Genomic DNA, 14633 nt, shown 5'->3' on the forward strand with positions numbered 1-14633 from the left:
GGCCGTGCACGAACTGTCGATCGCCACCGCGATCGTCGAGCAGGCGGACGAGACCGCCCGTACCCACGGCACGCGGCCGGTGGCCGCGGTCACCGTGCGGGTGGGCGAACTGTCCGGCGTGGTGCCCGCGGCGCTGGCCTTCGCCTTCGACGTGGCCCGGGACGGAACGGCGCTGGCCTCCGCCGCCCTGGTCGTCGAGGAGGTCGCGGCGCGGGCCCACTGCGGGCCCTGCGACGAGGAGTTCGCGGTGGGCACACCGCCGTTCTTCTGGTGCCCGCGGTGCGACCAGCCCTCCCAGGGGCTGCGCAGCGGACGGGAACTGGAGATCACCGGCATCGAGCTCGCCGAAGTCGCCGGCTGAACCGGGCTGACCCGGCCGCCGACGGCCGGCACCGCAGCGCGGCGCGGGCGGCGACCCGGCCTCCCGGGACGCCGCCCGCGCCCTCGGCCCCACCGGGCCCCACCTGGGCCCGGTGGGGCCCGTCCCGCACCCCGCGCGGCCGGTCAGCAGATCCGGGGGAGCTGCTCGCCGAGTGGCAGGTCCACCACCCGGGTGCCGCCCAGTCCGGTCGACACCACCACCGTCCCCGGATGCTCGGCCACGCACTCTCCGATCCGGGCCGCGCCGGCACCCTGCGGGTGCGCCCTCATCGCCGCCAGGACGGCCTCGGCGTGCTGCTCCGGGACGAACGCCACCAGCCTGCCCTCGTTGGCCACGTACAGCGGGTCCAGGCCGAGGAACCCGCAGGCGTTGCGGACGGCGTCCGGCACGGGGACCGCGCGTTCGGACAGCCGTACGCCGGTGCCGGAGGCGCGCGCGATCTCGTTGAGCGAGGTGGCGAGGCCGCCGCGGGTCGGGTCGCGCAGCACGTGCACATCATTGGTGACCTGCAGCATCGCGGCGACCAGACCGGCCAGCGGCGCAGTGTCGCTGGCGATCTCCACGCCGAACTCGATCCCCTCGCGCACGCTCATCACGGCCACACCGTGCAGCCCGATCGGCCCGCTGACCAGGACGGCGTCGCCGGGCCTGGCCCGCTGCGGGCGGATGTCCACGCCGTCGGGAACCAGGCCGACACCGGAGGTGGTGAGGTACACGCCGTCCCCGTGCCCGGCCTCGACCACCTTGGTGTCGCCGGTGGCGACGGTGACGTCCGCGGCCCGCGCGGCCGCGCCGAGCGCGTGGGCGACCCGCTCGACGACGTCCAGGTCCACCCCCTCCTCCAGCACGAACGCGGCGGACAGGTAGGCGGGTACGGCCCCGCTCATGGCCAGGTCGTTGACCGTGCCGTTCACCGCCAGGTCCCCGATGCTGCCGCCGGGGAAGAACAGCGGCCGGACCACGTGGGAGTCGGTGGAGAAGGCCAGCCGGGTGCCGCCGAGGCGGATCACCGCCGAGTCGGCCAGCGCGGACAGCACCGGGTTGCCGTAGGCGGGTGCGAAGACGTCGTCCACGAGTTCCGCGGACAGCGCGCCCCCGCCGCCGTGCCCCATGACGACGACCGGCTGGTCGCGCAGCGGGGCGGGGCAGGTCCAGGCCGAGGGGTCGACGGGCGGAGCGTCGGCCGTGGCGGCCGGGTCGGCCCCGCCGGTCTTCGCCGTCGTGCGGGGGGTGCCCGTCGTACCGGTCGTGCCGGGGGTGCCGGTCGTGCCGAGGGTGTCGGCGGTGCCAACGGTGTCAGCCAACGGGGTTCATCTCCTTCTGTCCCGTCCCGGCCGGCGCGGAGGCCTCCACACGCCGGTAGAGGTAGTAGGCGGCGCAGGCACCCTCGCTGGACACCATCGTGGCGCCCAGCGGGGTGCGCGGGGTGCACTCGGTGCCGAACGCCGGGCACCCGGTCGGCTTGATGAGGCCCTGCAGGACCTCCCCGCTGCGGCACACACCGGGCTCCTCGGTGCGGATGCCGGTCACGTCGAACCGGTGCTCGGCGTCGTGCGCGCGGTACGCCTCGGTCAGCCGCCAGCCGCTGCCGGGGATGCGGCCGATCCCGCGCCAGGACCGGTCGGTGACCTCGAAGACGTCCTCGATCATGCGGAGCGCGGCCGGATTGCCCGCGTCCCGGACGGCGCGGGCGTAGGCGTTCTCCACACGGTGCTCGCCGCGCTCCAACTGGAGCACCGCGCGGCGGACGCCCTCCAGGATGTCCAGCGGCTCGAACCCGGTCACCACGATCGGCACCCGGTGCCGCTCGGCGAGGTCCGGGTACTCGGCGGTGCCCATGACGCTGCACACGTGCCCGGCCGCGAGGAACGCCTGGACCCGGCAGGACGGCGCGGTCATCAGAGCCTCGATCGCCGGCGGCACCCGCACGTGCGACACCAGCAGGCTGAAGTTGGCCAGGCCCAGACGGCGGGCCTGGTGGACGGCCATCGCGTTGGCCGGCGCGGTGGTCTCGAAACCGATGCCGAAGAACACCACCTCGCGGTCCGGGTTCCGGCGGGCCAGGTCCAGCGCGTCCATCGGGGAGTACACCACGCGGACGTCGCCGCCGGCGCTGCGGACCCGGAACAGGTCCCGGTCGGTGCCCGGCACCCGCAGCATGTCCCCGAACGAGCAGAAGATCACGCCGGGGCGCGCCGCGATCTCCAGCGCCTTGTCGATGACCTCCAGCGGGGTCACGCACACCGGGCAGCCGGGTCCGTGGATCAACTCCACCTGCTCCGGCAGGAGCTGGTCGATACCGTGCCGGATGATGGAGTGGGTCTGCCCGCCGCACACCTCCATCAGCGCCCACGGACGGGTGACCGTGGCGTGGATCTCGTCCAGCAGCCTGCGCGCCAGATCCGGATCGTTGAACTCGTCGATGTACTTCATCGGGCTCCCTCCTCGGCCTCCGGGCCCGGGGCGGTCGCCGGAGCGTCCGGCAGCCCGGCCTCCTGGGCCGCCCGTCCCCAGGCGTCGCCGAACTCCTCCTCCAGCAGGCCCAGTTCCTCGAACAGCCGCAGAGAGGCCTGCGCCGACTCCTCGTCCAGCCGCTGCAGCGCGAAACCGACGTGGACGATGACGTACTCACCGGCCCGGACGTCGGGGACGTACTCCAGGCAGACGCGTTTGTGCACACCGCCGAAGTCGATCAGCCCGGTGAGGGGCTCGCTGTCGTCCTCGACGGCCAGAACTCGGCCGGGCACTGCCAGACACATAGGTCACTCCGTGTTGTCGGCGTCGGATGGGATGCGGGCCGCCACGGCGAGCTGCCCCAGGGCGAGCCCGCCGTCGCCGGGCGGGACCTCCATGTGCCGCAGCACCGTGAACCCGTCCGCGGTCAGCAGGTCCCAGCAGGCCTGTTCCAGCAGCGCGTTGGCGAACACGCCGCCGGTCAGGGCGACCGTGGACAGGCCGGTGCCGCGGCGGGCACGGCCGCAGAGGTCGGCGACGGCGGCGGCGACCGCCCGGTGGAAGCGGGCCGCCAGCACCGCTCGGGGCGTGCCGCGGCCCAGGTCGGCGATCAGCGCGCGCAGGACCGGCGCGGGATCGAACAGCAGGGGCGAGGCGGTCCCCGGGGCCGGGCCGAGCGCGAACCCGTACGCGCCGGTGTCGGTGTGCCAGGCCCGCAGCGCCTCGGCCTCCAGCTCCAGCGCCGCCTGCGCCTCGTACCCCGCGCGATGGCACACCCCGGCCAGCGAGGAGACCGCGTCGAACAGCCGGCCCATGCTGGAGGTCGCCGTGCAGGCCAGGTTCCGCTCCAACTGCCGGGCCAGCAGGGCACGCTCGGACGGCGTGCACGCCTGCGCGCTCGGCAGGCTCTCGTCCCACGGCAGTCCGGCGGCGTGCAGGCGGGCGAGCGCCAGCCGGCACGGGTTGGCCACCCCGGCGTCCCCGCCGGGCAGCGGCGCCGGCGTCAGATGGGCGAAGCGGCGGAACCCGTCGTAGCCGGCGAGCAGTACCTCGCCGCCCCACACCGTGCCGTCGTCGCCGTAGCCGGTGCCGTCGAAGGCGACCGCGATCACGGCTGCGGCGCCGGTCAGCCCGTGCTCGGCCATGGCGGAGGCGGCGTGCGCGTGATGGTGCTGCACGAGGCGCACCTCCCGACCGCCGGCCCGCCGGCGCGCCCACCGGGCCGAGTGGTAGCCGGGGTGCCGGTCGGCGGCCAGGAGCCCGGGGCGGACACCGGTCAGCCGCCCCAGGGTCCGCTCCGCACGCTCCAGCGCGGTGACGGCCGCCAGGTCGCCGAGATCGCCGATGTGCGGACCGAACCAGGCCTGGTCGCCCGCGGCCAGGCACGGCGCGTTCTTCAGGTCGCCGCCCACGGCGAGCGCGGGACGCACTTCGAACGGCAACGCCACCGGCCGGGGAACATGCCCGCGGGACCGGCGCAGCAGCTGCTCGGTGCCGTCGGCCCGCACCCGCAGCACCGAGTCGTCGCAGGGGGAGGTGATCGCCCGGTCGTGCGCCAGCCAGGCGTCGGCGAGTCCGTCCAGCCGCTCCAGCGCCTCCGTGTCGTCGGTGACGATGGGCTCGCCGGACCGGTTGCCGCTCGTCAGCACCAGCAGCCGCGGCCCGGGCGGGTCGCCGTCCAGCCCGAACAGCAGGGTGTGCACGGGCGTGTAGGGCAGCATGACCCCGACGTGCGGGCTGCCGGAGCACACGCCCGGGGCGAGCGGTCCGCCGCGCCGGCGGAGCAGCACGATGGGACGCCGCGGGCCCGCGAGCACCGCCCGCTCCGCCGCACCGGCCTCCGCGATCTCCGCGGCGGCGGCCAGGTCCGCGGCCATCACCGCGAACGGCTTGCCGCCGCGCAGCTTGCGGGCGCGTAGCCGCGCCACGGCGTGCGGGTCGGTCGCGTCGCAGGCCAGGTGGTACCCGCCGACGCCCTTGACGGCGACGATGCGGCCCGCGGCGAGCAGGGCGCGGGCCGCCGACACGGCCTCGTCGTCCCGGGTCGGCCGGACGCCGGTGCCGGGCGCCGGGTGGAGGCGGAGCCGGGGACCGCAGTCCCGGCAGGCGACCGGCTGGGCGTGGAAGCGCCGGTCGCCGGGATCGCCGTACTCGGCGGCGCACCGCCCGCACATCGGGAACGCGCCCATCGTCGTGGCCGCCCGGTCGTACGGCAGCTCGGTGACGATGGTGAAGCGGGGGCCGCAGTGGGTGCAGGTGACGAACGGGTGCCGGTGGCGGCGGTCGGCGGGATCGGCGAGCTCCCGCAGGCAGTCCGCGCAGGTGGCGGTGTCCGGCGGCAGCGAGGTGCGCCCCTCGCCGCTCCGGGAGGCGCGGATCGTGAAGCCGTCCGCGCCGCCGCGCACGGGTACCTCGGTCTGGTCCACTCCGGTGACGCGGGCCAGTGCCGGCGTCTCCCGGACCAGCCGGGCGCAGAACCGCTCCACCCGGGAGGACGGCCCCTCCACCTCGACGAGGACGCCGCCGGAGTGGTTGGTGACGAAACCGTTCAGCGCCTCCTCGGTCGCCAGACGGTGCACGAACGGCCGGAAGCCGACGCCCTGCACCACCCCGCGCACGCCGACCCGGCGGCGGACCGAGGTGCCGGCGGGTGCGGTCACGAGACGCCGTGCCGGTGCGCCGGACCGGTGAGCGCCGGTCGGTGCGCCGGCGTGCCGTCCCGCACGGCGAGCACCCGGTCCAGCAGGCCGTCCACGCCCTCGCCGCGCCGCGCGCTGGTGCGGACGACGTCCACCCCCGGATTCACCTGTGCGACGTTCCCCGCGAACAGGGCCTCGTCGAATCCGGCCGCCTCGGCCAGATCGGTCTTGGTGACCACCACCAGGTGCGCGGAGGAGAACGCGGTCGGGTACTTCAGCGGCTTGTCCTCGCCCTCGGTCACCGCCATCAGCACGATCCGCAGCGTCTCGCCGAGGTCGTAGGCCGCCGGGCAGACCAGGTTGCCGACGTTCTCGACGAACAGCAGCGCGGTCCCGGCGGGCAGCCAGCCGTCCAGATGGCCGCGCACCTGCTGCGCCTCCAGATGGCACAGGCCGCCGGTCAGCAGCTGCTTGACCGGGGCGCCGGAGCGGGCCAGCCGCCGGGCGTCGTTCTCCGTCGCCAGGTCGGCGGTGAGCGCGGCGGCCGGCACGCCGCGGCGCACGGCCAGCCCCAGCACCTCGGTGAGCAGCTCCGTCTTGCCGCTGCCGGGGCTGGAGAGCAGGTTCACGGTGGTGACGCCCCGGTCGCCGAGATCGGAGCGCAGGGCGGCGGCCAGATCGTCGTTCTTGGCCATGACCGCCTGCCTGACGTCCACGGACTTGCACATCATGCGTTCTCCTCACTGGCGCCGGGGCCGGCGGGGGTGCGGACCCGGCGATCCTCGTGCGTAGGGGCGCCGATCCCGGGGAAACCGGCCGGGCCGGACGGCGTGGATTCCACCGACCGGCCGAACCGCAGCTCCGCCCCGGGGTCGGCCAGCAGCCGGCCCACCACGGTGTGCAGCAGGGGCACCGCCGCTCCGACGGCCTCCCGCACCGGATCGCTGAGACCGGCCTCGATGTCCGCGTCGGACTCGGGCAGCCGCCCCGGCTCGCAGGCCAGCAGCACCACCCGGGGCAGCGGACCGTCGGCCAGGCGCGCGGCCAGGGCGAGCACCTTCACCGGGTCCATGCCGTGCGCTTCCGGGGCGGCGTCCGTGTCCTCCGGCGGATCCGGGACGACGACGGACAGCGTGCCGGGCCGGTGGCCGCGCGGAGCGGCGTCCACCAGGACCACCGCGTCGTAGCCGTCCAGCAGCCGGTAGGCGAGATCGAATCCGCGGATGCCGAAGTCCCCCACCTCCACCTCCGGGGGCAGCGGACGCGCCCGCAGGGCGTCGATGACTTCGGGGCCGAAGGCGTCGTCGGCGAGGAAGATGTTGCCGATACCGGCCACGAGCAGGCGGGGGCGGGTCAACGGGGTCTCCTGGGGCTGGCGGGACGGCGGGATCGTGCTGCCACGGTGCCGCACCTCCGGCCGGGCAGCGCGGCGATACGGCCGGTCGGCGCACCCGTGCCGCCCGGCGGCGGTCTCAGCGGGCGGCGGTCTCGGCGGGCGTGCCGGGCGGCGCGGGCGAGGCCAGCGGGCGCGCCGAGCCGGACGGCACCTTGCGCACGAAAGCGGACCGCAGCGCGTGGTAGGAGGCCCCGGGATCGAAGAAGATGCGGCGCATCCGGGCCATCTCCTCGCGCCGGTACTCCGCCAGCGGCCGCCGGGCCTCGTCCTGTGCGCGCGTGTCCCGTTTGGCGGCGATCCGTGCGCGCAGCGCGGACGATCCGGCGAGGTCGCCGGCCAGCCGGTCCACGTCGTGCGCGAACGTGCTGGGCGGGCTGGGCACCAGACGGTCGGCGAGCCCGGTCCGCACGGCCGCGGCGGCGCTCACCGGCAGCGCCTCCTCCGTCAGCCGCGCCGCGGCCCGCGCGCCGACGCGCCGGGGCAGGCTGTGGGTCCAGAACTCCGACCCGTACAGGCCCATCCGCCGGTAGTGCGGGTTGAGCACGGTGCCGGAGCGGCACCACACCTCGTCCGCGGCCAGCGCCAGCATCGCGCCTCCCGCCGCCGCGTTGCCGCCGAGCGCGGCCACCACGAGGCGGTCGGTGGTCCGCAGCACCGCCTCGACCAGGTTGTTCATCGCGTCGAGGTTCGCCCAGGACTCGCCGGCCGGGTCCGCGGCCGCCTCGATCACGTTGAGGTGGATGCCGTTGGAGAAGAAGTCGCGCCCGCCGCCCAGCACGAGGACGGACGTGGGCCGCTCCAGCGCGTGCCGGTAGGCGGCGAGCAGCCGGCGGCACTGGCCGGAGCTCATCGCCCCGCCCGGGAACCCGAAACGGAGGAAGCCCACGTCGCCGTCCTGCCGGTAGCGGATCTCCGCCCAGGTGCGGCGCTGCGCGGGCAGCTCCAGCGGCACGGGTTCCTCGGGCACCCCCCGCAGCCGGTCGCCGAGCACCGCGGTGGCGGGCCGCCGGAACGGCGCCGGATCCCCCGAGCCGCGGCGCGGTCTCAGCTCGGGGATCCACACCGCGCCGTCGCGGGTCGCCCGGCACACCGCGCCGTGCCGGGTGGCCACCACCTCACCGGGGCGGCCCCGGAGCCGGTCCTCGGGGTGCCCGCCGTGCAGGAACACCTCCCGCCCGAGCAGCTCGTCGAGGACGCCGGGCTGGGAGTCGGCGGCCCGCAGCGCCCGCAGCACGGTGCCGGTGTCGTCCGCCCGCCAGTCGATGCGCCGCCGCTCCTGCCGGAAGTACTCGCGCCGGGTGACCCTGACCGACGGATCGCTCTGCGGCTGCGGCTTGTGCGCGCCGCCCGCGTACCGGTCCACCGCCAGCAGCACCGCGGCCGCCGCGGCGTCGGAGGCCTCGTTGCGGTACAGGTCGCTCTTGCCCACCGGCGGCACGGCGAACGGAACCGCGGCCCAGATGTCGCCGGCGTCCATCCCCGCCTCGGCCTGCAGCACCGTGACCGCCCAGCGCGGCACACCGTCGGCCAGGGCCCAGTCCAGTGCGGACGGGCCGCGGTCGCCGGGCGGTCCGGGGTGCACGACCAGGCAGGTGCGGCCGCGCCACACGTCCTCCGGGAGGGCGGTCCTCAGCATCGGCGCGACGATCAGCTCCGGCCGCACCTCCCGCACGGCCGCGCGGACCGCCTCGTCACCGTGCGAGGCGAGCACCACCTCCGCGCGGTGCCCGCGGTCGGTCAGCTCGGCGTACACCCGCTGGCACAGGCTGTTGAAGGCGGTGGCGACGAGCAGGATGTCCATGGGGCCCCTTCACGACAGGCGGAGCGAAGGGGCGGGCGGGCGCCCCGGACCGTGAGGCCAGGATGGCGCCGCCCTCGTCGTGGCGGGGGACCGCAACGGTGCGCGGTCGGCAAGTTCCTACGGATGGGCCAGACCCGTCCGGCCGGCGGGTGCCCCGCACCCGTGGCCGTCGTGTGTTCCTTACCGGTCCGCGACGTTCGCCCCGCGGACCTGCCGGGCGTGCTAGGAGGTGGTGTGCAGGACCCGCAGCGCACCCTGGTGGCTCAGCCAGCCGACGGGCTTGCCGTGGATGCGGTCCAGGACCGGCACGCCGGTGCCGTTCACCGCGACGAGGTGACCGAGTGCCGTGGCGAGGGGCTGGTCCGCCGTGACCGGGGCCGGGGGCTCCGCGAGCTTCTCCACCGTCACCGGGGCACCCTCGGGCTGCTCGGAGAGGACCTCGGCGACCGCCTGGGCGGTGACCACGCCGATGTAGCGCTCGGACGCGTCGACCACGGGCAGCGCACCGTGCGGGGAGAGGCTCAGCAGGTCGGCGGCGTGGGCGAGGGGCGTCGAGGCCGGCAGCGGCTCGGGCAGGGGCTCCATGACGGTGCCGACCCGCTGGCCGCCGATCCGCGCGTTGCGTGCCGGGCCCTCCAGGTCGATGCCGCGGCGGCGCAGCTTCAGGGTGTAGATGGTGTCCTTGGTCAGCAGGCGGCTGGTGGCGGTCGCGAGCACGATGGCCAGCATCAGCGGCAGAATGATCGAGTACTCGCCGGTGAGCTCGAAGAGGATGACCACGGCGGTGATCGGGGCGCGGGAGGCTCCGGCGAAGACCGCCCCCATGCCGACCAGCGCGTACGCTCCCGTCGGACCGGCCTCGCCCGGCATCAGCTGGTGCACGGCCGTGCCGTACGCCGATCCGAGCATCGCACCGATGAACAGGCCGGGCGCGAACACGCCGCCCGAGCCGCCGATGCCGATGGTCAGGCTGGTCGCCACGACCTTGCCGAGCAGCAGCAGGATCAGGAAGGAGACCGCGTACTTGCCCTCGGTGGCGTTCTGCAGCACCGGGTAGCCGACGCCGTACATCTCCGGGAGCACCAGCAGCACCACGCCGAGCGCCAGTCCGCCGACGGCGGGGCGCAGCCACTCCGGACCGCGCCAGGCCCAGTCGCAGGCGTCCTCGATCCAGTACAGGATCCGGGTGAAGCCGACGCCGACCAGCGCGGCCACCACGCCGAGCACGGCGAACAGCCCGTACTGGGCGAGGTTGTCGACGCGGAAGTCGGGCAGGTCGAGGAAGGCCGTGTTGCCGAAGGCGGCGCGTCCGATCACGCTCGCGGTTACGCTGGCCAGCACCAGCGCGCCGAAGGCCTCGGCGCTGAAGGCGCCGAGGATCAGCTCCATGGCGAAGAAGACACCGGCCAGCGGCGCGTTGAAGGTGGCCGCGATGCCGCCCGCCGCGCCGCAGGAGACCAGCAGCTTCATCCGCCCCTCGGTCACCCGCGTGTAGCGTCCCAGGGTCGACCCGAGGGCCGAACCGATCTGCACGATCGGCCCCTCGCGGCCCACCGAACCGCCCGAGCCGATGGTCAGCGCGGACGCCAGGGTCTTGACCACGGCCACCTTGGGACTGATCCGGCCGCCGCGCTGGGCGACGGCCAGCATGACCTCGGGCACCCCGTGCCCGCGGGCCTCCTTGGCGAACCGGTTGACCAGCGGGCCGTACAGCAGGCCGCCGATCACCGGGGCGAACAGGACGAAGTAGGGGCCGAGCCAGGACACGTGCGGATGGCTGCTGCCCGCGGCCGCCGCGTAGTCGGCGTGGCCGGAGAACAGCCGGGTGAAGAACTGGATGCACCAGCGGAAGACGATCGACCCGGCGCCGGCGCCGGCGCCGATCACCACGGCGAGGACCATCAGGCTCCAGGGGGCGCTGCGCAGCCCTGCGAGTCGCTGCCGGGGCGTGGCCGCCTCCGTGGTCGCTGTGGCTGTCCGCTGCTCGTCCCTGGTTGCCTCGATGGCACTCATCACTTCCCCTTCCGTACTTTTGCATTATGCAAAACTCGTCAAGGGTGCGGCAGCTCGGCCCGGGGGAGGCGTGCGAGGAGGTTGACGGATCCGCGGTCGGCGCGGCACGGTGTCGTACTCGCCGCAGCGTCGGCTCCGGCGCACCAGCGCACTGCCCGTGAGCTGCGGGTTCACGCTGCCGGGCGCTCTCCTGCCCGCTGCGGGCGAGCGGCGTCCAGGCCGCCCGCGGACCGGACGGCCCCGTTCCGGGCAGTGTGTGCGGCCACGTCTGGCTGTAGCGAACATCACACGCGCGGTGATGTTTCACACCCCCGTGTGAGCGTTCACCGACCGGTCGGTGTGATTCCGGAACCTGCGGCGGAGGACGGGAACCGGCAGCGGCCCGCGGCGGTCCCCCGTGAGGCCCCGCCCGGCCGGGATCCGCCGGCTCTCCGAGCGGCGCGGCCGTCGAGCCGCGCCCTCGCGCCGACCGCCCGCCCGACCGCTTGACCGCCCACCCGTGCGGGCACCCGTGCCCGCTCGGTCGGCTGCCCGCTCCACGCCGCGCGGCCCTGCCCTTCCCGCCCGTGCCCGCCGGCGGGCGGCCGTGGCCCCGCCCCGCATCCCGGCGCGGCATGGCGCCCCGGCCCTGCCTGGTCCGTCGTCCTCGCCGGCCCCTCGGCCGCGGCCGGGGAGAAGCGCCGTCGCCGGTACCGGGCCGCGGTACCCGTCGGCCACCCCGGAGGGCGGAACCGGGCGGGCCGGTACGGCACTCTGTGACATGTGTCTTCCATTCCCCAGCAGCCGCAACCTCCCCTGCCCGCAGGCCACATGGTCGTCTGCGGCGACGACGCGCTCGCCCGGCGCCTCGCCGTCGAACTGCGCGACGTCTACCAGGAACGCGTCGTCCTGGTGGCCCCCGAGGCCCGCGGGGCGGGCGCGCCCAGGCGCACCGCGGCCCTCGCCTCGGCGATCCTCGGACGGGTGCCCTTCGCCGGGCACCGTGGCGCCGGCGGCGACGGCCCGATGCCGGCACCGGCCCTCCGGACCGTGATCTCAACGGAGTTGGACGAGGACGCGCTCGACGCGGCAGCGGTGGCGGAGGCGAGCGCCCTGGCCCTCGTCCACGACGACGACGAGACCAACATCCGCGCGGCGCTCGCCGCCCGGAGGCTCAACCCGCGCCTCCGCCTGGTGATACGCCTCTACAACCGGAAGCTGGGGGAGCACCTCGCCCAGCTCCTCGACCGCGCCACCCCCGGCGTCGACCCGGACGCCCTGGACACCTCCACGACCGTCCTGTCCGACGCCGACACCGCCGCCCCCGCCCTCGCCGCCACCGTCATCGCCGGGACCGGGAAGGTGGTCCAGGCCGACGGCACACTGCTGCGCGCCGTCGAGCACGCTCCGCCGGGCGACGGCCGGGTCGCCGACTCCGGGCTGTGCACCCTGGCCCTGCTGTCCTCCACCACCAGCAACCCGGCGGGCAACGAGGGTGCGGACGGCAGCGGGTCCGAGGGGCCGCGGCTGCTGCCCGGCGACGAGGAGGTCGCCGCGGCCGTCGGACGGGGCACGATCGCGCTGGAGGCAGTCACCTACGCCGGGCCGTCCCTGCACACCGGCCGGCTCCGCGCGGTGTCCGCACCCCTGGTCTCGCTCTTCCCACGCCGGCTGTGGTGGTCGATCGGCGCGGTGCTGGGCGCGGTGCTGGCCCTGACGGTGGCCTCGATGCTCACCGTCGACGAGCATCCGCTGCACGCGGCGTACATGACCCTGCTCGACATCTTCGCCATCAACGACCCGGCCATCGGTCAGGCGGCGAGCCGCCAACTCCTGCAGATCCTCGCCGGGTTCGCCGGGCTGCTCCTGCTGCCCGTGCTCGTGGCGGGCCTGCTGGAGGCGCTCGGCACCTTCCGTGCCGCCTCCGCCCTGGGGCGCGTTCCCCGCCGGCTGTCCGGGCACGTCGTGCTGCTCGGCCTGGGCAAGATCGGCACCCGCGTGCTGGCCCGGCTGGCGGAGCTGGACATCCCCGTCGTGTGCGTGGAGGAGAACCCGGAGGCCCGCGGAGTCGCCCTGGCGCGCAGGCTGCACGTTCCGGTCGTCCTCGGCGACGTCACCCAGGAGGGGGTCCTGGAGTCGGCGCGCGCGCACCGCGCACAGGCCCTGCTCGCGCTCACCAGTTCCGACACGACCAACCTGGAGGCCGCGCTGTCCGCCCGGGCGCTGCGCCGGGACCTGAGGGTCTCGCTGCGGCTGTTCGACGACGAGTTCGCCAGTGCCGTGTACCGGACCCTGCGGGCCGCGCACCCGGACGCCCTGACCCGCAGCCGCAGCGTGTCCCACCTCGCCGCTCCCGCCTTCGCCGGGGCGATGATGGGACGCCAGGTCCTCGGGGCCATTCCGGTCGAGCGCAAGGTGCTGCTGTTCGCCGCGCTCGAGGTGGCCGGGCATCCGCAGCTCCAGGGCCGCACCGTCGCCGAGGCGTTCCGGGCCGGCTCCTGGCGGGTGGTCGCCCTGGACACCGCGGCGCCCGGGGAGCGCCTGCCCGACCTGGCCACGGCGGGGGCTCCGGGGCGGCACGCGCAGAACCTCGTGTGGGACCTGCATCCCGGCTACGTGCTCACACCGGAGGACCGGGTGGTGCTGGCGGCCACCCGGCAGGGGCTGGCGGAACTGCTCGGCCGCCGGCCGCAGCGGTAGCCGGCTGCCTGCCGGGTCCCGGCAGGCAGCGGTGCGCCCGCCCGATCCCGGCGCACCGCGCGTGAGGCGGCCCCGCGCCGGAGCGTCCCGCCGCGGGGAAGGCGGCCGCAACGCCGGACGTCCCGCCCCGTGCGGGCGACCGCCCCGCCGCCGGCCTCACACCTCGCTGGCCGGCCAGTCCAGCAGCCGCGCGCCGATCACCGCGGTCTGCAGCATGTACCGGTGGGCCGGATCGGCCGGGTTGGCGCCGGTGAGCTTGTGGATGCGTTCGAGCCGGTAGGTCAGCGCCCGCACGCTCAGGGTCAGCCGGCGCGCGGCCTCCGCGGCGACGCAGCCGCAGTCGAAGTACGTGGTCAGGGTCTCCAGCAGGGGCTGAGCACCGCCGCGGGCCGCGGTGAGCGGGCCCAGCGTGTTGTGCACCAGGTCGGCCATGGCCTGCCGGTCGCGGGTGAGCACCGGGTAGACCAGCAGGTCGGCGGCGCGCAGTACCGGGTCGTCGAGGTCCAGGCGCTCGGCCATCTCCAGCGTGTTGAGGGCCTCCTCGTACGACTGGACCACACCGCCCGGGCCGTGCTGCGGACGGCCGACGGCGACCCGGCCGCCGTCGGTGGCGGCGTAGGCGTGCTTCGCGAAGTAGGCCAGGACCTCGTCCTGGTGGCCGGGCGCGATGCACAGCAGCCGACCGTCCTTCGTGGTCAGCAGGATACTGCGGTCGCCGAACCGGGAGATGAGCGCCCGCTCCACCTGGCGCGGCACCGGATCGCCCTCCTCGTAGGCGGCGGTGCCCTGCGCGACCGCCACCGCGTGGGCGTGGGAGAGCCGCAGGCCGAAACGCTCGGCTCGCTCGGCGAGGCGGCCCAGGTCGCTGCGGCCGTACAGCAGGTCGTCGATGAACTCCCGCCGCGCGGCCTCCTCCTGGCGTACGGCCAGCCGCTGCGCGCGTTCGTACCCTTCGGCGAAGGCGTCTATCACCTGGTGGACGGCCGCGAGCGCACCGTCGGCCGAGCCGGGTGCCTGCGGCCAGGACCCGCGGGCCGCGGTGAGGTGGGCGCTCACCAGTTCGCGCAGCCCGAACCCGGCGTCCGCGGCCTGCTCGCCCAGCAGGCGCCGGGAGGCGATCTCGTCCCGGGTCAGGCGGCGACCGGTCGCCGCCACCTCGGTCAGAATCCGGTCATACCCGTCCAGATACTCTCCGGGAATCTTCCGGCCCGTCATCCAGCCCCCTTGGATCGGTGATGCCCCGGTGACGTACACGCACGGTCACCGGCA

The 14633-nt window shown here is 75.4% G+C and carries 11 protein-coding genes; 2 read left to right on the forward strand and 9 right to left on the reverse strand.

Translation table 11 applies throughout. The annotated features are described in order from the left end of the window. Positions 1 to 4 precede the first annotated feature (4 nt). Positions 5 to 361 carry a hydrogenase maturation nickel metallochaperone HypA gene (gene hypA, locus ACL02U_RS11560; protein ID WP_412790639.1) on the forward strand — a complete coding sequence of 119 codons (357 nt, stop codon included), beginning with the start codon at positions 5 to 7 and terminating at the stop codon, positions 359 to 361. A gap of 143 nt (positions 362 to 504) precedes the next feature. Here hypA and hypE read toward each other — a convergent pair whose 3' ends face one another. The 8 genes from hypE to ACL02U_RS11600 form a co-directional block, all read right to left on the reverse strand. Next, positions 505 to 1686 carry a hydrogenase expression/formation protein HypE gene (gene hypE, locus ACL02U_RS11565; RefSeq protein ID WP_412790640.1) on the reverse strand — a complete coding sequence of 394 codons (1182 nt, stop codon included), beginning with the start codon at positions 1684 to 1686 and terminating at the stop codon, positions 505 to 507. Next, positions 1679 to 2815, reverse strand: coding sequence for a hydrogenase formation protein HypD (gene hypD, locus ACL02U_RS11570; protein WP_412790641.1), 1137 nt, complete (start codon positions 2813 to 2815; stop codon positions 1679 to 1681). Before hypD ends, hypE begins: the two co-directional genes overlap by 8 nt. Further along, positions 2812 to 3141: a HypC/HybG/HupF family hydrogenase formation chaperone gene (locus tag ACL02U_RS11575; protein ID WP_412790642.1), complete on the reverse strand. Its 330-nt coding sequence runs from the start codon at positions 3139 to 3141 to the stop codon at positions 2812 to 2814. Before ACL02U_RS11575 ends, hypD begins: the two co-directional genes overlap by 4 nt. 3 nt (positions 3142 to 3144) lie before the next feature. Continuing rightward, on the reverse strand, positions 3145 to 5496 hold the full coding sequence (gene hypF / locus ACL02U_RS11580) for a carbamoyltransferase HypF (RefSeq protein WP_412790643.1): 2352 nt from the start codon (positions 5494 to 5496) through the stop codon (positions 3145 to 3147). Beyond that, the gene (gene hypB, locus ACL02U_RS11585) at positions 5493 to 6203 is read right to left on the reverse strand and encodes a hydrogenase nickel incorporation protein HypB (RefSeq protein ID WP_412790753.1); all 711 of its coding nucleotides are present in this window, start codon (positions 6201 to 6203) and stop codon (positions 5493 to 5495) included. Before hypB ends, hypF begins: the two co-directional genes overlap by 4 nt. Next, a complete protein-coding gene (locus ACL02U_RS11590) occupies positions 6203 to 6832 on the reverse strand; it encodes a hydrogenase maturation protease (protein WP_412790644.1) in 630 nt (209 codons plus the stop codon). Before ACL02U_RS11590 ends, hypB begins: the two co-directional genes overlap by 1 nt. A gap of 115 nt (positions 6833 to 6947) precedes the next feature. Next, positions 6948 to 8672, reverse strand: a complete 1725-nt coding sequence (locus tag ACL02U_RS11595) for an enoyl-CoA hydratase-related protein (RefSeq protein ID WP_412790645.1) — start codon at positions 8670 to 8672, stop codon at positions 6948 to 6950. Between the two features lie 222 nt (positions 8673 to 8894). Beyond that, positions 8895 to 10574, reverse strand: a complete 1680-nt coding sequence (locus ACL02U_RS11600; RefSeq protein WP_412790754.1) for a chloride channel protein — start codon at positions 10572 to 10574, stop codon at positions 8895 to 8897. A 921-nt stretch (positions 10575 to 11495) separates the two neighbouring features. Between ACL02U_RS11600 and ACL02U_RS11605 the strand changes: the two genes are divergently transcribed. Next, entirely contained in the window at positions 11496 to 13364 is a 1869-nt protein-coding gene (locus tag ACL02U_RS11605) for a potassium channel family protein (protein WP_412790755.1), read from the forward strand. 156 nt (positions 13365 to 13520) lie between these two features. Here the strand turns inward: ACL02U_RS11605 and ACL02U_RS11610 are convergent, their stop codons facing one another. Continuing rightward, positions 13521 to 14579: a PucR family transcriptional regulator gene (locus ACL02U_RS11610; RefSeq protein WP_412790646.1), complete on the reverse strand. Its 1059-nt coding sequence runs from the start codon at positions 14577 to 14579 to the stop codon at positions 13521 to 13523. Positions 14580 to 14633: the final 54 nt, after the last annotated feature.

The sequence above is a fragment of the Streptomyces sp. MS06 genome, from assembly GCF_047200655.1.
Classification (GTDB): domain Bacteria; phylum Actinomycetota; class Actinomycetes; order Streptomycetales; family Streptomycetaceae; genus Streptomyces.

Excerpts from the sequence above, each read along its gene's own strand:
- hypD (WP_412790641.1), bottom strand. The coding sequence starts at position 2,815 with ATGAAGTACATCGACGAGTTCAACGATCCGGATCTGGCGCGCAGGCTG.
- ACL02U_RS11575 (WP_412790642.1), bottom strand. The coding sequence starts at position 3,141 with ATGTGTCTGGCAGTGCCCGGCCGAGTTCTGGCCGTCGAGGACGACAGC.
- hypB (WP_412790753.1), bottom strand. The coding sequence starts at position 6,203 with ATGTGCAAGTCCGTGGACGTCAGGCAGGCGGTCATGGCCAAGAACGAC.
- ACL02U_RS11595 (WP_412790645.1), bottom strand. The coding sequence starts at position 8,672 with ATGGACATCCTGCTCGTCGCCACCGCCTTCAACAGCCTGTGCCAGCGG.
- ACL02U_RS11600 (WP_412790754.1), bottom strand. The coding sequence starts at position 10,574 with ATGGTCCTCGCCGTGGTGATCGGCGCCGGCGCCGGCGCCGGGTCGATC.
- ACL02U_RS11605 (WP_412790755.1), top strand. The coding sequence starts at position 11,496 with ATGGTCGTCTGCGGCGACGACGCGCTCGCCCGGCGCCTCGCCGTCGAA.
- ACL02U_RS11610 (WP_412790646.1), bottom strand. The coding sequence starts at position 14,579 with ATGACGGGCCGGAAGATTCCCGGAGAGTATCTGGACGGGTATGACCGG.